The organism is Streptomyces sp. NPDC057307 (genome assembly GCF_042667665.1).
GTDB lineage: Bacteria > Actinomycetota > Actinomycetes > Streptomycetales > Streptomycetaceae > Streptomyces.
Map to the genome: position 1 here is coordinate 61340 of NZ_JBHUZM010000005.1, position 21856 is coordinate 83195.

At 71.0% G+C, this 21856-nt stretch carries 27 protein-coding genes; 8 read left to right on the forward strand and 19 right to left on the reverse strand.

From position 1 onward, the window contains the following. Positions 1 to 55: 55 nt before the first annotated feature. A complete protein-coding gene (locus tag ACFUN8_RS03445; protein WP_383630715.1) occupies positions 56 to 1078 on the reverse strand; it encodes an asparaginase in 1023 nt (340 codons plus the stop codon). A 45-nt stretch (positions 1079 to 1123) separates the two neighbouring features. Beyond that, on the reverse strand, positions 1124 to 1741 hold the full coding sequence (locus tag ACFUN8_RS03450) for an ABC transporter substrate-binding protein (protein WP_383630718.1): 618 nt from the start codon (positions 1739 to 1741) through the stop codon (positions 1124 to 1126). 124 nt (positions 1742 to 1865) lie between these two features. Between ACFUN8_RS03450 and dtd the strand changes: the two genes are divergently transcribed. After that, the gene (gene dtd / locus ACFUN8_RS03455) at positions 1866 to 2303 is read left to right on the forward strand and encodes a D-aminoacyl-tRNA deacylase (RefSeq protein ID WP_383630721.1); all 438 of its coding nucleotides are present in this window, start codon (positions 1866 to 1868) and stop codon (positions 2301 to 2303) included. Between the two features lie 36 nt (positions 2304 to 2339). On the opposite strand, the gene ACFUN8_RS03460 is transcribed toward dtd, so the two are convergent. From ACFUN8_RS03460 to ACFUN8_RS03485, 6 genes are all read right to left on the reverse strand, one after another. Continuing rightward, complete coding sequence (locus ACFUN8_RS03460; protein WP_383630724.1) at positions 2340 to 3320, reverse strand: YgfZ/GcvT domain-containing protein; 981 nt, start codon at positions 3318 to 3320, stop codon at positions 2340 to 2342. 129 nt (positions 3321 to 3449) lie between these two features. After that, a complete protein-coding gene (locus ACFUN8_RS03465) occupies positions 3450 to 3890 on the reverse strand; it encodes a Fur family transcriptional regulator (protein WP_383630727.1) in 441 nt (146 codons plus the stop codon). 80 nt (positions 3891 to 3970) lie between these two features. Next, positions 3971 to 4543 (reverse strand): FABP family protein, encoded by a 573-nt coding sequence (locus ACFUN8_RS03470; protein ID WP_383630730.1) that lies wholly within the window; start codon positions 4541 to 4543, stop codon positions 3971 to 3973. 253 nt (positions 4544 to 4796) lie between these two features. Then, positions 4797 to 5678 (reverse strand): hypothetical protein, encoded by an 882-nt coding sequence (locus ACFUN8_RS03475; protein WP_383630733.1) that lies wholly within the window; start codon positions 5676 to 5678, stop codon positions 4797 to 4799. After that, a complete protein-coding gene (locus tag ACFUN8_RS03480) occupies positions 5675 to 6457 on the reverse strand; it encodes a hypothetical protein (RefSeq protein WP_383630736.1) in 783 nt (260 codons plus the stop codon). Before ACFUN8_RS03480 ends, ACFUN8_RS03475 begins: the two co-directional genes overlap by 4 nt. Then, positions 6454 to 7218 (reverse strand): hypothetical protein, encoded by a 765-nt coding sequence (locus tag ACFUN8_RS03485; protein WP_383630739.1) that lies wholly within the window; start codon positions 7216 to 7218, stop codon positions 6454 to 6456. The genes ACFUN8_RS03480 and ACFUN8_RS03485 overlap by 4 nt, the downstream gene beginning before the upstream one ends. Positions 7219 to 7340: 122 nt before the next feature. Here ACFUN8_RS03485 and ACFUN8_RS03490 point away from each other — a divergent pair, with 122 nt between their 5' ends. Both ACFUN8_RS03490 and ACFUN8_RS03495 read left to right on the forward strand, forming a co-directional pair. After that, on the forward strand, positions 7341 to 7703 hold the full coding sequence (locus tag ACFUN8_RS03490) for a DsrE family protein (RefSeq protein ID WP_356587362.1): 363 nt from the start codon (positions 7341 to 7343) through the stop codon (positions 7701 to 7703). A gap of 93 nt (positions 7704 to 7796) precedes the next feature. Next, positions 7797 to 8642 (forward strand): maleylpyruvate isomerase family mycothiol-dependent enzyme, encoded by an 846-nt coding sequence (locus ACFUN8_RS03495; protein ID WP_383630743.1) that lies wholly within the window; start codon positions 7797 to 7799, stop codon positions 8640 to 8642. An 82-nt stretch (positions 8643 to 8724) separates the two neighbouring features. Here ACFUN8_RS03495 and ACFUN8_RS03500 read toward each other — a convergent pair whose 3' ends face one another. The 7 genes from ACFUN8_RS03500 to ACFUN8_RS03530 form a co-directional block, all read right to left on the reverse strand. Next, complete coding sequence (locus ACFUN8_RS03500) at positions 8725 to 8985, reverse strand: DUF3099 domain-containing protein (protein ID WP_383630746.1); 261 nt, start codon at positions 8983 to 8985, stop codon at positions 8725 to 8727. Between the two features lie 99 nt (positions 8986 to 9084). Next, positions 9085 to 9372, reverse strand: coding sequence for a DUF1416 domain-containing protein (locus ACFUN8_RS03505; protein ID WP_078076505.1), 288 nt, complete (start codon positions 9370 to 9372; stop codon positions 9085 to 9087). A 100-nt stretch (positions 9373 to 9472) separates the two neighbouring features. Further along, complete coding sequence (locus ACFUN8_RS03510) at positions 9473 to 10312, reverse strand: sulfurtransferase (protein WP_383630749.1); 840 nt, start codon at positions 10310 to 10312, stop codon at positions 9473 to 9475. A 148-nt stretch (positions 10313 to 10460) separates the two neighbouring features. Beyond that, on the reverse strand, positions 10461 to 10568 hold the full coding sequence (locus tag ACFUN8_RS03515; RefSeq protein WP_023540667.1) for a putative leader peptide: 108 nt from the start codon (positions 10566 to 10568) through the stop codon (positions 10461 to 10463). A gap of 255 nt (positions 10569 to 10823) precedes the next feature. Continuing rightward, positions 10824 to 11570 carry a DUF2993 domain-containing protein gene (locus tag ACFUN8_RS03520; protein ID WP_383630753.1) on the reverse strand — a complete coding sequence of 249 codons (747 nt, stop codon included), beginning with the start codon at positions 11568 to 11570 and terminating at the stop codon, positions 10824 to 10826. Positions 11571 to 11791: 221 nt separating this feature from the next. Next, positions 11792 to 13057 carry a hypothetical protein gene (locus ACFUN8_RS03525; RefSeq protein WP_383630756.1) on the reverse strand — a complete coding sequence of 422 codons (1266 nt, stop codon included), beginning with the start codon at positions 13055 to 13057 and terminating at the stop codon, positions 11792 to 11794. Between the two features lie 10 nt (positions 13058 to 13067). After that, positions 13068 to 13322: a MoaD/ThiS family protein gene (locus ACFUN8_RS03530; RefSeq protein WP_383630759.1), complete on the reverse strand. Its 255-nt coding sequence runs from the start codon at positions 13320 to 13322 to the stop codon at positions 13068 to 13070. A gap of 407 nt (positions 13323 to 13729) precedes the next feature. Here ACFUN8_RS03530 and ACFUN8_RS03535 point away from each other — a divergent pair, with 407 nt between their 5' ends. Further along, the gene (locus ACFUN8_RS03535; RefSeq protein ID WP_383630762.1) at positions 13730 to 14560 is read left to right on the forward strand and encodes a winged helix-turn-helix domain-containing protein; all 831 of its coding nucleotides are present in this window, start codon (positions 13730 to 13732) and stop codon (positions 14558 to 14560) included. A gap of 24 nt (positions 14561 to 14584) precedes the next feature. Then, positions 14585 to 15607 carry a LacI family DNA-binding transcriptional regulator gene (locus ACFUN8_RS03540; RefSeq protein WP_383630765.1) on the forward strand — a complete coding sequence of 341 codons (1023 nt, stop codon included), beginning with the start codon at positions 14585 to 14587 and terminating at the stop codon, positions 15605 to 15607. A 50-nt stretch (positions 15608 to 15657) separates the two neighbouring features. Here the strand turns inward: ACFUN8_RS03540 and ACFUN8_RS03545 are convergent, their stop codons facing one another. Both ACFUN8_RS03545 and ACFUN8_RS03550 read right to left on the reverse strand, forming a co-directional pair. Next, entirely contained in the window at positions 15658 to 16620 is a 963-nt protein-coding gene (locus ACFUN8_RS03545; RefSeq protein WP_383630768.1) for an alpha/beta hydrolase fold domain-containing protein, read from the reverse strand. Between the two features lie 62 nt (positions 16621 to 16682). After that, positions 16683 to 17000 carry a putative quinol monooxygenase gene (locus ACFUN8_RS03550; protein ID WP_383630771.1) on the reverse strand — a complete coding sequence of 106 codons (318 nt, stop codon included), beginning with the start codon at positions 16998 to 17000 and terminating at the stop codon, positions 16683 to 16685. Between the two features lie 142 nt (positions 17001 to 17142). Between ACFUN8_RS03550 and ACFUN8_RS03555 the strand changes: the two genes are divergently transcribed. Both ACFUN8_RS03555 and ACFUN8_RS03560 read left to right on the forward strand, forming a co-directional pair. Beyond that, entirely contained in the window at positions 17143 to 18048 is a 906-nt protein-coding gene (locus tag ACFUN8_RS03555; RefSeq protein ID WP_383630775.1) for an AraC family transcriptional regulator N-terminal domain-containing protein, read from the forward strand. A gap of 157 nt (positions 18049 to 18205) precedes the next feature. Next, positions 18206 to 18955 carry an SDR family oxidoreductase gene (locus tag ACFUN8_RS03560; protein WP_383630778.1) on the forward strand — a complete coding sequence of 250 codons (750 nt, stop codon included), beginning with the start codon at positions 18206 to 18208 and terminating at the stop codon, positions 18953 to 18955. Positions 18956 to 18978: 23 nt separating this feature from the next. Here the strand turns inward: ACFUN8_RS03560 and ACFUN8_RS03565 are convergent, their stop codons facing one another. Together ACFUN8_RS03565 and ACFUN8_RS03570 are read right to left on the reverse strand one after the other, a co-directional pair. Further along, on the reverse strand, positions 18979 to 19761 hold the full coding sequence (locus ACFUN8_RS03565) for a GntR family transcriptional regulator (protein ID WP_383630781.1): 783 nt from the start codon (positions 19759 to 19761) through the stop codon (positions 18979 to 18981). Further along, on the reverse strand, positions 19758 to 20300 hold the full coding sequence (locus ACFUN8_RS03570; RefSeq protein WP_383630784.1) for a GntR family transcriptional regulator: 543 nt from the start codon (positions 20298 to 20300) through the stop codon (positions 19758 to 19760). The genes ACFUN8_RS03565 and ACFUN8_RS03570 overlap by 4 nt, the downstream gene beginning before the upstream one ends. A gap of 450 nt (positions 20301 to 20750) precedes the next feature. Between ACFUN8_RS03570 and ACFUN8_RS03575 the strand changes: the two genes are divergently transcribed. Beyond that, positions 20751 to 21839 (forward strand): S1C family serine protease, encoded by a 1089-nt coding sequence (locus ACFUN8_RS03575; RefSeq protein WP_383630787.1) that lies wholly within the window; start codon positions 20751 to 20753, stop codon positions 21837 to 21839. Positions 21840 to 21856 lie beyond the last annotated feature (17 nt).

Sequence of the window (21856 nt, forward strand, 5' to 3'; positions counted from 1 at the left end):
GGCCAACCGGGCGAGGACGAGGCCAACCGGGCGGCGGCGGTGACGACGCCTGCGGTCAGAACGCCGCGCGGACCTCGCCCACCTCCGCGGCGCCCCCCAGCAGCGGCGCCCGGCCGATCCGCTTCAGCACCGGCCCCTCGACCCCCAGCAGCCCCAACGCCCGCGCCAGCACCGGCCCCAGCGCGCGCATGCCGCCGTCGTCCACCTTGAACGCCAGCGCGCGGCCGTCCGCCAGCGCCACCGCCTGCACGGCTTCCGCGCCCATCTTCGACAGCGCGCCGGGCACCTCGCGCATCAGCCAGGTGTCGGCCCTGCGCGTGCCGGCCACGTACTCCGGGTGCGCGCGCATCGCGTCCGCGACCCGGCGCTCCGCCGTGCCCGGCTCGGCGAGTACGAAGTGGCGGAAGGCGCGGGCGAGTCCGGTGAGGCTGATGGCCATCAGCGGGGCGCCACAGCCGTCCGTACCGACCGCCGCGACCCGCTCCCCCGAGGTCTCCTCGACCACGTCGGCGACGAGCCGCTGCAGCGGATGGGACGGCTCCAGATACGTGGCGAGCGGCCAGTCGTTGCGTACGCAGGCCGCCAGCATCGCCGCGTGCTTGCCCGAGCAGTTCATCGTGACCCGGTCCCTGACCCGCCCCGCCGCCAGATACGCCTCGGCCTCGACCGGGTCCAGCGGCAGATCGGCGGGGTTCAGCAGATCGTCCGCGGTCAGTCCCGACTCGGAGAGCATCTTCTGTACGAGATCGAGGTGGAAGTCCTCGCCGGAATGGCTGGCCGCCGCCAACGCCAGCCGCTTACCGGCCAGTTCGGCCCCGGCGCGCAGCACGGCGGCCGCCTGGAGGGGCTTGTTGCTGGAGCGCGGGAAGACAGGGGCGGCCACATCGCCCAGCGCCAACTCCACGCTGCCGTCGGCCGCGAGGAGCACCAGCGAGCCGCGGTGCCTGCCCTCCACGAAGCCGGACCGCACGACCTCCGCGAGGACGGGGCCGGGGACGGGAGCCGGGACGAGGCCGGGGCCCGAGCCGGGGCCGGGGACTTCGGGCGGCTGTACGGCGCTGGTCCTGCGAGTCGTCATCATCGGCCTTCCGGGCGGGGACCGCTCCGGAAGGCAGTCACGGCATTACGTGAGCAGGTCGTCTACTTGGGCTTCGCCTTCACGGTACCTGCGCGCGATCTCCGCGCTGCACTCGTCCGCCGTCCGCTGGAGGAGGTGCCGCCGTTGCGAAACCTGCTGCTCATGACGGACCAGCCGCCCCATCGCGGCCCTCAACTCCTCGTCCGTACGGGCCGCGAGGTCCGACAGCTCCACCTCGGCGAGCGCTTCGGCGGCCAGCAGTCGGAACTCCTCGTTCCGTGGTGTGGAAAGAGTCACATGCCGGGCCGACGACCGGTGGAGGGACGGAGTGTCCGCCAGGATCTCGGACAGCCGGTCCACGACCGGCGTCTCGGGCGCCGCCCGGCGCGCCAGTTCGGCCCGCAGGATGTCGATACGGCCCTGGAGCAGCCGGCGCAGATAGCTGAGGTCGGCCTCGTCGCGCGTCGCGTCCCGCCGTACGGCGCGCAACTCGGGCAGCCGCAGGGCGTTCTCACCGCCCGGCGCCCGCTGTGCGGGGGGCCGGACCGTCGCCGCACCGGCACCGCCAACGGCACCAGCACCGCCACCGGCACCCCTGCCGGACGCCGTACTGCCGATGATCGGTACAGGACCGGGCGACTGCCCGGCACCAGATGTGCTCATACGCGCTTACTTCCCCTCAGTCCGCCTGCGTGCATCGTGCCACTCCTGCACGTGCACCTGCAGGCGATCTGCACCCGTTCGGCCCTGGATGGGCGTAGGTCGGTACCTGGATAGGTTGGTCCGTATGCGAGCAGTGGTGCAGAGAGTCGACGGCGCGAGCGTCGCCGTGGTGACGGAGTCGGGGACCGAGACGGTCGGCGAGATCGTGGGCGAGGGGCTGTGTGTGCTGGTGGGAGTCACCCACGAGGACACGAAGGAGAAGGCGGCCCAACTGGCCCGCAAACTCTGGACCCTGCGGATCCTCGTGGGCGAGAAGTCCTGTTCGGAGGTGAACGCCCCGCTCCTGGTGATTTCGCAGTTCACTCTCTACGGGGACGCGCGCAAGGGCCGCCGCCCGACCTGGAACGCGGCGGCGCCGGGGGCGGAGGCCGAACCGCTGGTCGAGGAGGTCGTGGCGCGGCTGCGTGAACTGGGGGCGACCGTCGAGACGGGCCGGTTCGGAGCGGACATGCGCGTCTCGCTCACGAACCACGGCCCGTTCACGGTGCAGTTGGAGATGTAGTGGGAGATGCGGGCCAAGGCTGGAGGGAGCGCGCGCTCAGGCCTGGACGACCACTTCCTGCGCCGCCGCCGTGTTCCCCGCCATCAGCGGCGCGTCCAGCGGCACATTGCGCTTGACCAGGGCCAGCGCGATCGGCCCCAGCTCGTGGTGGCGGGCCGACGTCGTGATGAAGCCGAGCTGGCGGCCCTCCTCGCCGTCGGCGGCCAGCCGTACGGGCGTCCCGTGCCCCGGCAGCAGCACCTCGCTGCCGTCCAGGTGCAGGAAGACCAGCCGCCGCGGCGGCTTCCCCAGGTTGTGGACGCGCGCCACCGTCTCCTGGCCCCGGTAGCAGCCCTTCTCCAGATGCACGGCGGTGCCGATCCAGCCCAGCTCGTGCGGGATGGTCCGGTGGTCGGTCTCGAAGCCGAGGCGCGGGCGGTGGCCCTCGATCCGCAGGGCCTCGTACGCGAGGATCCCGGCCGGCGGGCCGTTCTCGCGGGCGTACGACTCCAGGTCGGCGCGCGGCAGGAACAGGTCACGGCCGTACGACGTCTCCCGTACGACGACCCCGTCCGGCGCCTCGGCGATGGACCCGGCCGGGACGTGGACGACGGCGAAGTCGTCCGTGCGGTCGGCGACGTCCACCCGGTAGAAGAACTTCATCGACTCCAGGTAGGCGATCAGCGCCTCCTGCGTGCCCGGCTCGACGTGCATCCACACCGTCTCGCCGTCGTCGACGAGATACAGCGCGTGCTCGATGTGGCCGTTCGCGGAGAGGATCAGCGCCTCGGTGGCCTGCCCGGCGGGCAGCGCGCTGACGTGCTGGGTGAGCAGCAGATGGAGCCAGCTCAGCCGGTCGTCGCCGGTGACGGTGACGACGCCGTGGTGCGAGAGGTCCACCAGGCCCTTGCCGTCGGCGAGCGCCCGTTGCTCGGGGAACAGATCGCCGTAGTGCGCGGCGACACCTTCGTCCTGTCCTTCGGCGGCCACGGCACCGGGCAGGGAGAGGAGCGGGCTGGTCGTTGACTGTCGCTGCATGACGACAAGCGTACGACTCGGTCAGGAGTCCCCGCTTTGCCAGTCGTCCTAAGAGGCGTCCTAAGAGGCGTCCTAAGAGGCGTCCTACAAGGCGCCGCTCACGAGTCGCCGCCGCTCACGACTCGTCTCCTACGACTCGTCGCCCGCCGAAACGGCGGCGGTGCAGTTCTCGCATCTGCCGAAGATCGCGAAGTGCTTCATGTCCGTCGTGAAGCCGAACGTGTCGCGCAGCTTGTCCGTGAAGTCGGTGGCGACCGAGACGTCCGCCTCGATGACGTTCGTGCAGTCGCGGCAGACCAGATGGATGTGGTGGTGCCGGTCCGCCAGGTGGTAGGTCGGCGCCCCGTGGCCCAGATGCGCGTGGGAGACGAGGCCCAGCTCCTCCAGCAGCTCCAGCGTCCGGTAGACGGTGGAGATGTTCACGCCGGACGCCGTCCTGCGTACTTCGACCAGGATGTCGTCCGGCGTCGCGTGCTCCAGGGTGTCGACGGCTTCGAGGACAAGCTGGCGCTGCGGGGTCAGGCGGTAGCCGCGCTGCCTCAGGTCACTCTTCCAGTCGGTGCTCACCACGCGCCCAGTGTAGGCAGGGCGGCCCGGATCGGCGTGCGAAGGACGGGAGGAGCGGGAGGAAGGCCCTCCCCGTGCGGCCTCTACTTGAAGAAGGCGATGCCGTCGTCCGGCAGATCCCCGAGGTCCTTCGCCCAGGCCGCGACCTGCTCCGGCGAGACGATCTTCTTCAGATGCGCCGACATGTACGCGCGCAGCGGGACCTCGGGGGTGGACTTCTCGCCGACCCACATCAGATCGCTGTTGACGTAGCCGTAGAGCCGCTTGCCGCCGCTGTACGGGTCGGCCGACGCCGTACGCGCGACCGCGTCCGTGACGAGGTCGATCTGCGGCTTCTGGTCGGCCAGCTCCCCATACCAGATCTCCACGATGCCCTGGTCACGCACCATGACGACCTCGACCTTGCGGTCCTTGTCGATGCGCCAGAAGCCGGACTCGGACTCGATGGGGCGGAGCTTGTTGCCCTCGGCGTCGAGCGCCCAGGTGTGCGAGGCGTACTCGATGAAGTCCCGGCCGTCGTGGCTGAAGGAGACTTCCTGGCCGAAGTTGGCCTTCTCCTCGCCGGGGAAGTCGAAGACACCCACGCCCTCCCAGTCACCGAGGAGGAAGGCGAGCGGGACAAGGTCCGGGTTGAGGTCGGACGGGATCTCGATCATGAGCGGCTCAGGCGATCTGTAGAGAGGGGCGATACCGGGCGGGAGGGGGCGGGATCAGTTCTGGCCCTGGTAGAGCTTCTTCACGGCCAGCACGGTGAACGCCAGGATCGCCACCGCGATCAAGGCGAGCAGGGCGGAGAAGAAGTTCTCAAGCACGGGGTGCTCCTCGAAGAGTGTCAGGGCGGTTGTGGCGTTGATGGCCGGTCCCCAGCCTAATGGGTGGGGACCGGCCACTCTCCGCAGCCCTCGGCCGTCAGCCGAGCAGCTGGTTCTGGAGGATCACCGTCTGGTGGAAGGGGACGCGGGGCGCGGAGCCCTTACGGGACTGGACGATCAGCGCGAGCGTGTCACCGGCGCTGATGTACGCGTGCCGGACATGCACCGGGCCGCGCGGCGCGACCTCGTCGTAGACGTACGACTCCGTCCCGGCCGCACCGCCGTAGGGGAACGTCTTGTCGCCGGACGACAGTTTCTCGACGTCCGTCACCTTCTGCGACGCGTCCGTGGCCCCCTGGAGATGGGTGCCGAAGAAATTCTGCGCGGTCGCCATGGAGTGGAAACGCAGCAGGTAGACACGGGTGGACGTGCCGTCGTCCGGCATGGTCCAGCCGCGCGCCGCGATGTGGCGCAGGCCGTTGTCCCCGAGGTCGGCGGCCATCGTGGGCCGGACGGACTCGCCGTACTCCTGGAGGAAGCGGCTGACCGGCACCCGGCTGTCCTTGCCCGCGAGCGACGGGTCGGGGCTGCTCCCCTCGGGTGCGGGCAGCAGCAGCCGCTCCAGGTCCGCGTAGTGGATCTGGCCCGTGTTGGCGGGGGCGAACGGGGCCGGGGCGCCGGCCGGCAGGGGCGGCTTGGCGAGCCGGGGGTACGTCCAGCGGCCGTCGCTCTCGGTGGCGAGGGTGGGGACGTCGGTGCGGTCCAGGTCGGTCACGGCGTACGCGACGGTCGAGCCGAGCGCGCCGAAGACGACCACGGCGGCGGTCCAGCGCAGGGCGGCGCGCAGCGCGGTGCCACGGCGGCGCGGGGCGGGGGTGGGAGCGGGGGCGTTCGCATCGGGGCTCGCGTCGGCGTTCGCGTCCGCCGGCGCGACGCTCTCTTCGGCGGGCGAGAGGGCGGTGGTGGGCCGGTCGCTCACACGGACTCCCCGGGGGATACGACCTGGTGGAGCTGGGCGGCGAACACGCGTGCGATCTCCTTGGTGTCCAGTTTCTCGGAGCCGTAGGCATACGCGGTGACCACCACGTCGTGCGTGTACGCGCTGCACAGCATGGCGTCCAGCTCCCGGCCTTCGGTGTCCGGCATCAGGTAGCAGTCCGCGTCGGCGTTCGCCTTGACCGGTGGGCCCTTGCGGACGCCGCCGAGCGCGGAATCGACGTCCTCCCGGAACCGGGAGAGCGCGCTGTCGGCCCCGGCCTTCTTGACCTGCGCGAGGTGCAGCTCCACGACAAGCCGGTCGTCGGCCCGGTAGTAGCTGCGCCGCGCGCCTCCCGTGAACGTCAGCTCCTCCAGGGCCGCGGCGATCTCTTCACGCTGATAGCCGTGGAGGCCACGCGCGACGTCGCGGGCGTGTTCGGCGGTGCGCCCGGCGTCCAGCACGTTGTCGTTGCCGAGCGATCCGATGTCCGGCCCCGGCAGATAGCCGTCCGGCACCGGCAGGAGCTTGGCGCCGACGCCGCCGAGCAGGAGGGGTTCCTCGGCCTGCTGCTTCGGGCTCGCCTCCGCCCAGGCGCGGGTGGGCGGCGCGGTGCGGTCGGCCTCGCCGATCTTGCCGGCGGCCCAGACACCGCCACCGACGACGGCGAGGGCGAGCACGGCCGTGACACCGGCGACGACGCCTCTCGGGAGGCGGCGGCGCGGTGCGGCGGAGCCGATGACGTCATCGGTCGGTGCTCCTGACGGTCGCGGCTCGTTCACAGAAGCTCCAACTGCCGCTCGGCGAGCGCTTCGAAGGCCCTCTTCGAGACGGGTCCCGCGTTGTTGTCGTAATGGATTTCCATGAGGATGTCCCCTCGGAAGGCGACGGCGCGCGCCTGGTACGGGGCGGTGTTCGGCCGCGGGTCCGGCTCGACGAACAACCAGATCCGGCCGTTCGTACTGCCCGGGACGGCCGAGCCCTCGCTGCCCGCCCGATCGTCGCCCAGATACTCCTGCTGCCGCCTGCCCGCGAACTCGGCGGCCTCCAGGTTCTTGTCGTCACGGAACTGGACGAGCGTGACCGTCACGTAGCTCGCGTCCCCGTCCCCCTCCGACCAGGCGACGCTCGCGGCACGGCGGAAGTCGCTGTCGACCATGATCTCGAACACCTCGCCGGGCCGCTCGAACCCGGCCGCGTAGTCGGGGAGATCGAGCAGGCCGGCCTTCTTCTCGGTCCGCGCGCCCTTCGGCTTCTTCACCAGCAGGTCGCGCAGATCGCCGTCGGTCTTGTCCCACCGGTGCGCGGACAGCGACCGCGCCGTGGTCTTCCCGTCGGCCGGGATCGGCGCGGGCGTACGGAGGTCGGCCTGGGCCAGCGGCGGCAGTGGCGTGGGTCCACGCTGGTACTGGACCGCGTACCCGGTGACGGCTCCGGCGAGTACGCCGAGCACGGCGGCTCCCGCGATCAGAGCCGTGGTGCGCCGCCCCCGGCGCGGGCGCGGCGTCCCGTACAGGTCAGGGCTCGTTCCCTGATCGGGCACGGTTTCGGGCGATTCCAAGAGGTCCCCCCACAGGACTGAGGCGCGGATTCCGAATGCCCGCGCAACCAACAGACCTGCCGCGCGCCAACGGGGTTGTACAGGCGCGCATTACAGTTCGGATCATGGCGAAGAAGCTCGTGATCAAGGTAACCGCCGGCGCCGACGCCCCCGAGCGCTGTTCGCAGGCTTTCACCGTGGCGGCGGTCGCCGTGGCGAGTGGGGTGGAGGTGTCCCTCTGGCTGACCGGCGAGTCGGCGTGGTTCGCCCTGCCGGGCCGGGCCGCCGCGTTCGAACTGCCGCACGCCGCGCCGCTGCCGGACCTGATCGAGTCGATCCAGTCGGCGGGCCGGATCACTCTCTGTACGCAGTGCGCGGCGCGCCGGGACATCGCGGAGAAGGATGTGCTGGAGGGCGTACGGATCGCGGGTGCCCAGGTCTTCGTCAGCGAGGCGATGGCGGACGACGCGCAGGCGCTCGTCTACTGAGCCCGCGCCGGCGTCGCGTCAGCGCGTCGCGGGGTCGCGGGCCCGCCCGAAATCCGGTCGCCGCGCGCCCGCCCCGCCTCCTACCGTCACCGCATGACGGCACACGAGCCTTCCCCTTTCGGGCCGGTCCTCGACACCCGCCCGCTGTTCCCGCGCGAACGGCACGCGCTGCTCGAACTGCTCCGGTCGCTGGAACCCGCCGACTGGACGGCGCCCACGGTCTGCCCCGGCTGGGACGTGCACGACATCGCCGGGCATCTCCTCAACGACTACCTGCGCCGTATCTCGGGCGGCCGTGACGGCCACCGCGGCGCCGTGTTCGAGAACGACGAGACGCTGCCGGCCTATCTGACCCGGGTCAACGGCGTCTTCGCGGAGGCCACCCGCCAGCTCAGCCCCCGCGTCCTGACGGACCTGCTGTCCCACCTCGGCCCCCAGCTCGACGCGCTGTGGGCGACGGTCCCGCTCGACGGCCCGGCGGGGATCGACGTCTCGTGGGCCGGCACCGACGAGCCGAGCCCGGCCTGGCTGGACATCGCCCGCGAGTACACGGAGTTCTGGGTCCACCAGCAGCAGATCCGCGACGCGGTGGCCCGCCCCGGCGCGGCCGGACCGGAGCTGCTCCGCCCCGTGCTCGACACGTTCCTGCGCGCGCTGCCGCACACCCTGCGGGAGCACGAGCGCCCGGACGGCACGTCCGTACGCTTCGAGGTCACCGGCCCGGCGGGCGGCACCTGGTCGGCGGTACGCCGCACGGGCCGCTGGCTGCCGTCACCCCCCGCCGCCGACGCCTCGGCGCGTGTGACGACGGACCAGGACACGCTGTGGCGCCTGGCCACCCGTGGCATCACGGTCGAGGAGGCCCGCACCCGCTGCGTCCTGACCGGCGACGAAGCACTGACCCGGGCGGCGACGACACTGCTCGCGGTGGTCGCGTAGCGCGGTCGGGCGCGGGCACGGTCGGGCGCGGGCACGGTCGGGCGCGGTCGGGCGTGTGCGGTCGGGCGTGTGCGCGGTCAGGTCATTTCGGCTTCTTCTTGCCGTCCAGTTCGTCCCACCACTCGTCCGACTTCGGATCGCCCGACGGGTCGTCCCACCACCGGTCGTCCGGGCCCCGCGCGTTCGCGACCATCGCCGCGACCGGGGGGATGACCATCGCGACCACGCACATGCCGATCGCCGCCGGCACCGACCACAGGCGCACGAACGCCCACGCGGAGACGAACAGGGCGATGCATCCGCCCATCAGCACGAAGTAGCGGCGACGGCGTCGCGTATACATACGCCGAGCTTACCGACGGCACGAAGGGCCGCACCCCGTCTCAGGAAGCGTCCAACCCCCTGGGGTGCGGCCCTCCGGCCGATCATGTCCTGGTTCGGCTCAGACCGCGATGGCCACCTCGGCCAGACCACCGGTCTGTGCGACGACCGTACGGTCCGCCGTACCGCCCGGCACCAGCGCGCGCACGGTCCACGTGCCCTCGGCCGCGTAGAAGCGGAACTGTCCGGTCGCCGAGGTCGGGACCTCCGCGGTGAATTCTCCGGTCGAGTCCAGCAGGCGTACGTAACCGGTGACGGGCTCGCCGTCACGGGTCACGGAACCCTGGATGGTGGTCTCACCGGGCTTGATCGCCGAGGCGTCCGGGCCGCCGGCCTTCGCTCCACACATATGGGATCTGTCCTCCGGGTCAGGCGGGTGGTCTCGCGGAACAGGTTGAGCAGGATGGGTCGAACAGGATGAACTCGTTCACCGACCGGGCGGAACCGGGCTACTTCGCCGCGCCCAGCTCGATCGGCACGCCGACGAGGGAGCCGTACTCGGTCCACGAGCCGTCGTAGTTCTTGACGTTCTCCTGGCCGAGCAGCTCGTGCAGCACGAACCAGGTGAGCGCGGAGCGCTCACCGATGCGGCAGTACGCGATGGTGTCCTTCGACAGGTCGACCTGCTCCTCCTCGTAGAGGGCCTTGAGCTCGTCGTCCGACCGGAAGGTGCCGTCGTCGTTGGCGTTCTTCGACCACGGGATGTTGCGGGCGCTCGGCACGTGGCCGGGGCGCTGCGACTGCTCCTGCGGGAGGTGCGCCGGGGCGAGCAGCTTGCCGCTGAACTCGTCGGGCGACCGCACGTCGACCAGGTTCAGGCTGCCGATCGCGGCGACGACGTCGTCACGGAAGGCGCGGATGGACTTGTCCTGGGCCTTGGCCTTGTACTGCGTGGCCGCGCGCTCCGGAACCGCCTCGACCAGGTCGCGCGAGTCCAGCTCCCACTTCTTGCGGCCGCCGTCGAGGAGCTTGACGCCCTCGTGGCCGTAGAGCTTGAAGTACCAGTAGGCGTAGGACGCGAACCAGTTGTTGTTGCCGCCGTAGAGGATCACGAGGTCGTCGTTGCCGATGCCCTTCGCGGACAGGAGCTTCTCGAAGCCCTCCTGGTCGACGAAGTCGCGGCGCACCGGGTCCTGGAGGTCCTGCTTCCAGTCGATGCGCACGGCGTTACGGATGTGGTTCTTCTCGTACGCCGAGGTGTCCTCGTCGACCTCGACGATGACGACCTTCGGGTCGTCGATGTGGGCCTCGACCCAGTCGGCGTCTACCAGGACGTCGCTGCGGCTCATGTGTTCTCCTCCGGGGCAGTGTGCGGCGGGTGGTGCGGGCGGCGGCGCCTTCCGGGCACGGGGGCGCGGCGGGCTGCGTACGGCACGGGGTGGCCCTGACGTGTCAGAAGGCCGGGGAGAGGTGGCGGGACGGACGGACGTGTCCCGCTCAGGCGGTGCGACAGAGCATGGCGGCGACGCGGCACAGGTCGACTGCCCGCCGCTTCGTGAGGTTCGCCTGTCCCCGCTGCTGGAGACCGCTGATGAAGCACTGCATGCGTCCGATCGTAAGGACGGATACGGTGCGATGTCACCGGCGTGTCGGATGGTGAGACGGGATCGTCCGAGATGTGGGACGGATGGGCGTTCCGGGTGGCCGGGAGGCGGCTCCGGCGCCTCTCGTACCCCTGTTCCCGCTGCGGGATGGACATCCGCGTCTCACGATACGGCGACCGGTGGAACATCCCCTGCCGAGCGGACGGCCCGGCGCCTCAGCCCGTCGTCAGCCCGTCGTTGGCTCGTCAGCCCGTCGTCAGCTCGTCAGGTCGACGTTCTGGCCCGTGCCCGAGAACCGCAGACCGTCCTCCGTCGCCGTGGCCTTGTCGAGCTTGATGGTCGACGGCAGCCCGTCGATCGTCAGGTCGTAGTCGACGACGTCCTTCAGCTTGTCGTCCACACCCGGCACCGGCAGCTCGGGAAGATCCTCGGCGCGCAGCCGGACCTTGTCGCCGTCCTCCAGCGAGACGGTGCTGTACGTCGTGAAGTCGTCCGTCAGCAGCCCCTCGAAGGCGGCCGGCACGTCGATGCCCGCGCCCTCCACCAGATCGCCCAGCGGCCCCGAGACCTTGACCTGGCCCTTCGCCGCCCGCTCCGCCCCGGCGTAGCCGACCGTCGCGCCCTTCGGCGCGGACTTGGTGAGGTCCTCGTACGAGATGAGTGCCGAGCCCTCCGCGCTGCGCGCGACCGCCGACGAGAAGCTGCTGTTCACCTCGACGTCCCGGAGCTTGCCCTTCACCTCGGTGACCTCGACCTGGCGGCCCTCGGTGGTCGCGGTTATCCCGCCGATGCTGACCTCGATCTCGTCCAGCGACGAGCCGGCGACCTGGGTGAGGAAGGGGAAGCCCTTGATGGAGACCTTGGGCTCACTGTTGAGTCCTTGGGTGCTCTTGATCTTGCTCGCCGCCTCGCTCTCGGCGAAGTACACCGCGGCCCGGTCGACGGCGACGAACAGCCCGCCGAGGATCACGACGAAGATCAGCAGAATTCGCAGTGCACGCATTGCTCGGTGTCCCCCACCCTGGTCGTACCAGCCCCCATGACGACCGTGAGCCTAATGGCAGCGTTGTCGCTCCGGTCATGCGGATCGATCTCGACGCGGCGTCTCGACGCGGCCGGGCGCCGTGCGGTGACACCGCACTGGGTCGACGTCCGGGGCCGTGGTTCGGTTCCCGGGGCGGGCTTTCGCCGGAACGGGCGGTGTCACGCCGGCGCCCCGCCCCGTTACGCCAGCGCCCTGCCCAGCAGGTAGATCGCGGGCACGGCGACCGTCAGCGGCAGCGCCACCCCGGCCGTCATGTGGACGAAGCGCGACGGGTAGTCGTAGCTGGCCACCCGCAGCCCGATCAGCGCGCACACACCGGCCCCGAGGCCCAGCAGCGCGCCCTGGCCGCCGATGTCCGTCAGTCCGCCCGCCGCGACTCCGGCGCCCGCGGCGGCCGCGAGCGCGACCACGATCGAGACGAAGCCCGGCAGCGGGAGCGCGCGGGCGACGGTCGCGGCGGCGACGGCGAGCGCGCCGACCGTCACGGCGTCCGGCGCGGCGGCGAGGTTCCCGGTGGCGATGATGGCGAGCGAGGCCGAGGCGACGGTGGCCATCAGGCCCTGCATCCGTTCGTCGGCGCCCGCGTAGCTGCGCAGTTGCAGTACGACCGTGAGCAGCACCCACGCGCCGAGCGAGCCGAGGATCGCGGCGAGCGCGTGTTCGTCGCCGACGGCGAGCACCGCGACATCGGCGACGAGCGCGCCGGCGAAGGCGAGCGCGATGCCCTGACGGGCGGGCCACATGCCGTTCAGCCGGAACCAGCCGGCGGCGGTGACGGCCTGGAGAATGACGAGCGGAACGAGGAGCGCGTACGGGCCGGCGGCCGCGCCGCCCGCGAGCAGCAGGGCCAGTACGGCGGTGAGCCCGGCGGGCTGGGCACCGGGCGGGATGATCGGCGACCGGCCCTCGGCGCGGGCGCGCTGGGCGTCGGTGATACGGGCGTTGCCCATGGTGGTGGGCGGGCTGTAGCTGTCCGGGGCGGGGGCCGCGGGGACGGAGGCGGCGGCCGGGGCCGCAGACGAGGCCGGGTTCGCGGGGGGCACGGGCTGGTACGGCTGCTGTCCGGCGGCCGGGACCTCGGGCGGCAGCGGGTACGCGCCCGACTGCTGCGGCAGATAGGCCGTCTCGGCGGCGGCCTGCGGCTGGTGGGGCTGTGGCTGCTGGGGCTGGTGCGGCTGCGGCTGGTGCGGCTGCTGGTACTGGACCTGCGGCTGGTACTGCGTGTCCCAGGTCTGGCCCTGCCACGTCTGCGCGTCCTGCGTGTTGGCGGGTTCCTGGTACGGCTGCTGGTAGGGGTCGTACGCCTGGGCCGGTCCGGGTACGCCGTACTGCTGCTGCGCGTACTGCTCGGAGTCGTAACTCTGGCCGTAGCTCTGCCCGTGCCCGCGATCCGGATCACGCCGGTCGTACTGCCGGTCGTACTGGTTGTACTGGTCGTCGCTCATCCTCGGCTGTTCACCCTCCTGCGAACGGCGGGAGCACTTCGACCGTGCCGCCCTCGGCAAGCCGTACGGTCTCATGCCCGCGGGTCCCCACGGGGTCACCGTCGATCAGGAACGAACACCGCTGGAGTACGCGCACCAGCTCACCCGGGTGCTTCTGCCGCGCGACGTCGAGCGCCTCGGCCAGGTTGTCCGCCGTGTAGGGCTCCTCGGCGAGGCCCGCCGCGGCCTTCGCCGCGGCCCAGTAGCGGATGGTTCCCGTAGCCATCGCGACTCCTTCCGCTAATTTCTCGGCAATATTCCCGTCGATTTCCGTCGGCCCTCCATGATGGCCGATCCCCAGCCCCGCCATGGCATCGGCACCCTTCGGGGCAGGCCCGGGGCCGGTCCCCCGAGCGGATAACCCACTGTCCGCACCCTCTGACACTGAGCACCTGTGGGTTATTCTGCTGCGGAAGAGGATCCGGGCAATGTAGCCCCCGGGTCCTTTTGCGCTTTCCGACCCCAGGGCGCGGGACGGTCAGCGGTGCCACATACGCCCCCACTCCCTCCGGGTGTGGGAGGTGCCCCCTTGCAGGGACCGAGGAGGAACCACGTAATGGGCGAGCCAAAGACGCGGATGACGAAGATGACGCAGACGCATGAAGATTGTCCGACCCGGGCAGGTGGGCGGCGATGAGTTCTCTGCTGCTGCTCACGAACGCCCTCCAGCCGTCGACGGAGGTGCTGCCCGCTCTCGGACTGCTTCTGCACCACGTACGGGTGGCCCCGGCCGAGGGTCCGGCGCTCGTCGACACCCCGGGTGCCGACGTCATACTGATCGACGGCCGGCGCGACCTGCCGCAGGTGCGGTCGCTGTGCCAGCTGCTGCGCTCCACCGGCCCCGGCTGCCCGCTGATCCTCGTGGTGACCGAGGGCGGTCTCGCCGCCGTCACCGCCGACTGGGGCATCGACGACGTCCTGCTGGACACCGCGGGCCCGGCCGAGGTCGAGGCGCGGCTGCGGCTGGCCACCGGACGCCAGCAGATCTCGACCGACGACTCCCCGATGGAGATCCGCAACGGTGATCTCTCGGTGGACGAGGCGACCTACAGCGCGAAGCTGAAGGGCCGGGTCCTGGACCTGACCTTCAAGGAGTTCGAGCTGATCAAGTACCTCGCGCAGCACCCCGGCCGGGTCTTCACCCGGGCGCAGCTGCTCCAAGAGGTCTGGGGCTACGACTACTTCGGCGGTACGCGGACGGTCGACGTGCACGTACGGCGGCTGCGCGCGAAGCTCGGCCCCGAGCACGAGTCGCTGATCGGGACCGTCCGGAACGTCGGTTACCGCTTCGTCACGCCGGAGAAGGTCGAGCGCGCGGCGGAGGAGGCGAAGGCGAAAGTCATCGCCGAGGCGACCGCGAAACTGAAGGCCGCGGGGCCCGCGGAAGGCGCCGACGACGACACCACCCATTCGGCCGACACGTCCGAGGTACGCGAAGGAGCCGTGCGGCCTGCCGGGCGGTAGGTCACCACGCGTAGACTGCCGCGCGTGGCCAAGGTGACGCGGGACGACGTGGCACGACTGGCGGGGACTTCGACCGCGGTCGTCAGTTACGTCATCAACAACGGACCGAGGCCGGTCGCCCCGGCCACGCGCGAGCGTGTACTCGCCGCGATCAAGGAGCTGGGCTACCGGCCCGACCGGGTCGCGCAGGCGATGGCGTCGCGGCGGACCGACCTCATAGGGGTCGTCGTGCCCGACGCGCGGCAGCCGTTCTTCGCGGAGATGGCGCACGCGGTCGAGCAGGCCGCCGCCGAGCGCGGGAAAATGGTGCTCGTCGGCAACTCCGACTACCGCAACGAGCGCGAGGTCCACTATCTGCGGGCCTTCCTCGGCATGCGGGTCTCCGGGCTGATCCTGGTCAGCCAGGGCCCCAGCGAGCGAGCGGCCGCGGAGATAGAGGCGTGGGACGCCCGCGTCGTACTGCTCCACGAGCGGCCCGAGGGCATCGACGACGTCGCGGTCGTCACCGACGACATCGGGGGCGCGCAGCTCGCCACCCGGCATCTGCTGGAGCACGGGTATCCGTACGTGGCGTGCCTCGGCGGCGTCGAGTCGACGCCGGTCGTCGGCGACCCCGTGACCGACCACGTCGAGGGCTGGCGACGGGCGATGCGGGAGGCCGGTCTGTCGACGGAGGGGCGGCTGTTCAAGGCGCTCTACAACCGTTACGACGCGTACAACGTCGCACTGACACTGCTGGCGGGCCCCGACCGGCCCCCGGCGATCTTCTGCTCCACCGACGACCAGGCGATCGGCGTCCTGCGGGCGGCACGCGAGCTGCGGATCGACGTCCCCGGCGAACTGGCGGTGGCCGGCTTCGACGACGTCAAGGAGGCGGGCCTCACGGACCCGCCGCTGACGACGGTCTCCTCGGACCGCCCGGCGATGGCGCGGGCCGCGGTGGACCTGGTGCTGGACGACGGGCTGCGGGTGGCGGGGTCCCGCAGGGAACGGGTGAAGCAGTTCCCGTCGGCCCTGGTCGTCCGCCGCTCGTGCGGCTGCGCCTGAGCGGTCGGCTCTCCCCGGGGGTCAGGGTCCTTCCAGGGCCCGCCCCGGCGTTACGCGGAGCGCAGGAGTCGGGCGAGCCAACGAGTCCGGGTCCCGCGGGCCGTCTCCGAGATCTGTGCCTGCGGGTACAGGGCGTCGAACCCGTGGAATCCCCCCGCCCAGACATGGAGTTCGGCCTGGCCGCCGGCCGCCCAGATGCGGGAGGCGTAGTCGGTGTCCTCGTCGCGGAACACCTCGGCGGAACCGGTGTCGACGTAGGTGGTCGGCAGGCCCGAAAGATCCTCTGTCAGCGCGGGTGAGACGTACGCGGGCACCTCGTCGTCGGTGAGGCCGCCGAGGACTGAACGCCATCCGAACTCGTTCATCTCGCGGGTCCACACACCGGGGTCACCGGCGAACTGGCGGCTGGAGACGGTGGTGTTGCGGTGGTCGAGCATCGGGCAGATCAGCAGCTGCCCGGCGATCGCGGGGCCGCCCAGGTCACGGGCCAACAGGGCGACACCGGCGGCGAGGCCGCCGCCCGCGCTGGCGCCGGCGACGACGATCCCGGCGGGATCGACGCCCAGTTCCGCGGCGTGTTCGGCGAGCCAGAGCAGTCCCTGGTAGCAGTCGTCGACGAGTGTGGTGCCGGTGGCCTCCGGGGCGAGCCGGTAGTCCACGGAAACCACGACCGCGCCGAACTTGTCCAGCCACTCCAGCGGGATGTCGATCTGTGAGAAGCGGTCGCCCATGACCATCCCACCGCCGTGCATCCAGTAGACGCACGGGGCCGCGGTGGTGCGGTCGCGGTCGGTGGGTGTGAAGACCGACAGTCGGATCGGCGTGCCGTCCTCGGCGGGGACGGTCACTTCGCGCAGGTCGGCGTTCCGGTGGGCGAGGAGGGAGTCGACGGAGGGCGAGGGGTACTGGCGCAGTTGCGCGAGGATCTCTGGATCGAGCCGGGACATCAGTGGCATCTCGGCGAGCAGGGCGCGGAGTTCGGGGTCCAGGGCGGGGCGGGCTGCGGTGGTCATGGCTGTTGGCCTTCCATGGGACGGGGCGTTCGGACGGGACGGGACGTGGGGACGTTCGGCCGTCAGAGGGTCGCCTTGCCGCGGACCGGCACGTAATCCGTGTACTCGGACTCCTCGGCCAGCAGCCCCTCGATCCGCGCCACGATGAGCTGGGCGGCCTCACCGGCGAAGACCCGGTGATGGTCCTCCTCGCTGCTCCAGCCCTCGGTGACATGGACGACGTCGGGATCGGACGCGGAACGCGAGACGAGGTAGACGAGGCAGTGCTCGCTCGCGCCCGGACTCCCCTCGTCCAGACCGGTCAGCAGCAGCTCGACCAGGCGGTCGCCCATCCCGGTGCGGGCGGTCAGGGTGGCGTTGAATCCGTACGTGGCGATCATGGGAACCTCTCCTCGGTGGTGGAGTGAACTGATTCCATTGAACCGCCCTGACCTGCGGTGATGTTAGAAGCATCCTCCCTCTCGCTTGCACAATCCTCGCGACCTTGAAGGCCGTGCCGGGAAATGGTGCTGCAATGGAGACATGTCTCTCGAAGAGTTCCGCAGCCTGCTGAACCGGCACGCCCGCCCCGACTGGACCACCGCCGTCGACGGTGTCCTCATCTCAAGGATCGACCGGGCGGATCCGCCGGCGCCCTCCATGTCCGGCACGGTGCTCGCCGTCATCGCCCAGGGCGCGAAACGGCTCGCGTTGGGCGACCGGGTGTACGAGTACGGTCCGGGGCAGTTCCTGGTCGCGTCCGTCGACCTCCCCGTGACCGGGCAGTTCCTCCGGGTCGAACCCGAGCAGCCGGCCCTCGGCTTCGGGCTCCTGCTGGAACCGTCCGCCGTCGCCGAACTCCTGTTGCGGGCGGGGCCCGGTGACACCCCACGAACCGGCGTGGGCACGCCGTCGGGGATCGCGGTCGGTGACGCCCCGCCCGCGCTGCTCGACGCGGTGGTCCGGCTGCTGCGCCTGCTCGACGAACCGCGCGACCGGGCGGTGCTGGCCCCGCTGGTCAAACGCGAGATCCTGTGGCGCCTGATCACCGGCGAGCAGGGCGCGGCGGTGCGCCAGCTCGGCCTCGCCGACAGCGGCCTCAGCCATGTCTCCCGCGCCGTGCGCTGGATCCGCGAGCACTACGCCGAGCCCTTCCGGGTCGAGGACGTGGCACGCCTGTCCGGTATGAGCGCCTCCGCGTTCTACCGCAACTTCCAGGCGGTGACCGCGATGAGCCCCATCCAGTTCCAGAAGCAGATCCGCCTCCAGGAGGCCCGGCTGCTGCTCGCCACCCACCCCGGCGACGTGACAGGAGTCGGCCTGCGGGTGGGGTACGACAACCCGTCGCAGTTCAGCCGCGAGTACCGCCGCCAGTTCGGCGCGCCTCCGAGCCAGGACGCGGCCCGCCTGCGCGGCGCCGTACGCACACCTGCGGGCGCCGTGACCTGAACGGGAGGATCGTGTTAGCGGACGCGAGAATAGTTCTACTATCCCCGCAGCCCAGAGCGTTTCAATGGAATCACAGCTTCCCAGCGGAAGCAGGAATGTATCTGCCCGTTCGGCAGATTCCAGATCCCGGATTCCATCGCATCGCAAGGGGCACACCATGAAGACAGTCCTGATCACCGGCACCTCGTCCGGCTACGGCCGGGCGACCGCTCTCCACTTCCACGAGCGGGGATGGAACGTCGTCGCGACGATGCGCAAGCGCCGTCCGGACGTCCTGCCGGAGTCGGACCGGCTGCGCATCGTCGAACTCGACGTCACCGATCCCGAGAGCATCACCGCCGCGTTCGAGGCCGCAGGACCTGTCGACGCCCTGGTCAACAACGCGGGTGTGCCCTCGATCAGCGTGTTCGAGGGGACCCCGATGAGCCGGGTGCGGGAGGTGTTCGACACCAACACGTTCGGCGTCATGGCGACGACGCAGGCGGTGCTCCCGCAGTTCCGCGAGCGCGGCTCCGGCGTGGTGGTCAACGTGACCTCCAGCGTGGTGCTGGGCCATATGCCGCTCTCGGCGATCTACAAGGCCAGCAAGATGGCCGTCGAGGGGTTCACCTCATCCCTCGCGCTCGAACTGGCGCCCTTCGGCGTCCGGGCGAAGACGGTCGAGCCGGGCGCCTGTCTGACGACGAACTTCGCGGCCAAGGCGACGGGCGGAGGGGCACTGACCGAACTGGTCCCGCCGCCGTACGCACCGTTCGTGGAACGGACCATGGCCGGCTTCACCGGTCAGGACGTGTTCACCGAGGAGACCGACGTCGCCGAAACGATCTGGCGGGCGGTTCACGACACGACGGGCCAACTCCGCTTCCCGGCCGGCCCGGACGCCCTCCGCCTCGCCGAGGTGAAGTAACCGGCGCCGTCCCTCGGCCGGGGTCACTGCGGGGTGAACTCGTAGCGCAACTCGTAGAGATGGCCCGCCTTGGCCATCACGGTGACCTCGATGGGCCGCTCGTCGGCGCCGTACACCACGCGCAGTGTGCGCAACACGGGCAGAGCGCCGGGCAGTTGGAGTGCCTCGTACTGTTCCTGTGTCGGTATGCGCGCGGAGACGTGATCGACGCTGAGCCGGGGCGGGTGGCCGAGTGCCGTCAGCAGGGTGGGAGTTCCGCCCTTGATCCGACGGTTCTCGGCGAGCGGGGTGCCGCGGGCGATGTGCGGCGGGTAGTAGGAATGGACCAGCTCCACCGGGTCGCCGTCGAGCGTGAGTACCTGGTTCCGCAGGATCGCACTGCCCTCGGCGGGCAGGCGAAGGGCCGCCGCGACGTCCGCCGGCGGCGTCACCTCCGTAACGGCGAGAAGCGTGCTCCGGGCCTCGCCGCCGCGTTTCGCGATCTCCCCGAGCCAGGGGTAGGGATCGCCGGCGGCGGCCGGGGCCAGGGACGAGGCGGGGCGCACGGTCGACTGCCGGTGCTCCCGCACGGTCACGGAAGCGCCCGCGCGGCCGACAACCAGCCGCTCGCTCTTGAGGAGTTGCAGGGCCTTCTGCACCGTGGCGTTCGAGGCGTCGAATCGCTCCTTGAGCCGCGCGGTGGACGGCAGGCTGGCGCCGGGAGCGAGGTCCCCGGTCATGATCTCGTCCCGCAGATCGGCGGCGATCCGCTCGTGGAGCGAGCGCCGGTCGTACGCGTTCTCGTCGGTGCGCGGCACGGTTCTCATCCGATCCGGATTTCGTAGCGCAGCCGCTGCCGGTGCGCGGGCATGGTCATCACGTCGGCCTGGATGGGCCGGTCGGCGGCGTCGAAGGTGACCCGGACCAGCCGGAGCACCGGCTCGCCCGGTTCGGTACGGAGCGCTTCGCGCTCTTCCTCGTCGGGCATCCGGGCTGTCACATCCTCCTGTACGCGTACGCCGGTATACCCCAGCTCGGCGAGGAGAGTGACGGCGCCGCCGGGGATCTTCGCGGTGCCGGCGAGACGGGTGCCGCGCGCTATGGACGCGGGGTAGTAGGTGTCCGTCAGCTCGCAGGGCACGTCCTCCAGGACCATCACCCGCCTCCGTACGACCACGGCCTCGCCGGTGTCGATCCCCAGCAGCCCGGCCACCTCACCGGACGCGGCGACCTCTCCCGCACCCACGATCCGCTGCCCACCCCGCCGCCCTCGGGCCGCCAACTCGGCCCCCCACGCGTCGGGTTGACCGTCGCGGCGGGGCGTCAGATACGGCATCGAGGTGCTGATCCAGGCGTCGGCGCTCATGACGTCCTCCTGTGCTGCTGACGGGATCCAGCCTTATCGCTTTTCGTGAATAGCAGTACGGTTTCCCGGATCGTACAGACTCGTTTTCTGCCGACGGGGCTCCCGCACCCCGACGGCCTGCGGATCGAGGTGCACGACGCGTCCGAGCCGCGGCCGTACCGGCGAACGGGGGCGCCGGACGCGAGCGACGGGCGCGGCCTTCTCATCGTGGACGCGCTGGCCGACGCATGGGGTGTCGCCGACCGGGTCGGCCCATGGGGATGCTGCACGCTCAACGACAGCCCCCGCGGGCCCCGCTTCACAGAACGGTTCATCGCCTATCGGGGGGACGCGACGGACACCCCGCCCTCGTAGCACCCCGGCCGCCTTTATATGGGACATACACGGTTCTGTCGGGCTTCTCAGAACGTCTTCAGACTGCTCTCATCCAGCGGGCGGATTGTCGAAGACATGACCGACAACTACCGTCGCAGCGGCGACGAAGACGCGAACCAGCAGCAGGATTCCGGTATCGGTGGCGGGCAGGCGTACCCGCCGCCGCCCCCGTACGACCCGGCCGCGCAGGCCGCGGGGCAGCACGCTCAGCCGGGGCACGCCACCTGGGGGTGGGGTGCCGCCGCTCCCGCGCACAGTGGGGCGCATGCCCGGCGCGCCAAGCGGCCCGTCGCGCTGCTCGCCGCCGCCGCGTTCGTCGCGGCCGTCGTCGGGGGCGGTACGGCCGCGCTGACCGCGACGCTGACGGACAACGACGCCAGCACCGCCGCGAGCACCGTCGCCACCGGTACGACCGTCTCGCAGAGCAGCAAGGGCACGGTCGCGGGCGTGGCCGCCGCCGTGTCGCCCGCCATCGTGGAGATCCAGGCGTCGTCCAACGCCGGGCAGTCCACCGGGTCCGGTGTGGTCATCACCAGCGACGGCGAGATCATCACCAACAACCACGTCATCGCGGGCGCGCAGACGGTGAAGGTGCAGCTCAGCACCGGCAAGTCGTACACCGCGGACGTCGTGGGCACCAGCCCGGACAAGGACCTCGCCCTGATCAAGCTCCAGGGCGCGAGCGGCCTCAAGACGGCGGCCCTCGGCGACTCCGGCAGTGTGAAGGTCGGCGACGAGGTCGTGGCGATCGGCTCCCCCGAGGGGCTGACCGGCACCGTGACCAGCGGTATCGTCTCCGCGCTCGACCGGGACGTCACCGTCTCGAAGGACGAGGGGCAGGGCCAGCAGCAGCAACAGCAGCAGGGCGGTGGCGGCGGCCAGTGGCCGTTCGAGTTCGGCGGTCAGCAGTTCAACGGCGACACGGGCTCCTCCACCACCACGTACAAGGCGATCCAGACCGACGCCTCGCTCAACCCGGGCAACTCCGGCGGCGCGCTGATCAACATGAACGGCGAGATCATCGGCATCAACTCGGCCATGTTCTCCGCGAGCGGTTCGAGCAGCGACAGCTCGTCGGCCGGCAGCGTCGGCCTCGGCTTCTCCATCCCGGTCAACACCGTCAAGGCCGACCTGAGCGCCCTGCGGGCCGGGAACAGCGACTAGGAACACGCCTGACGTGC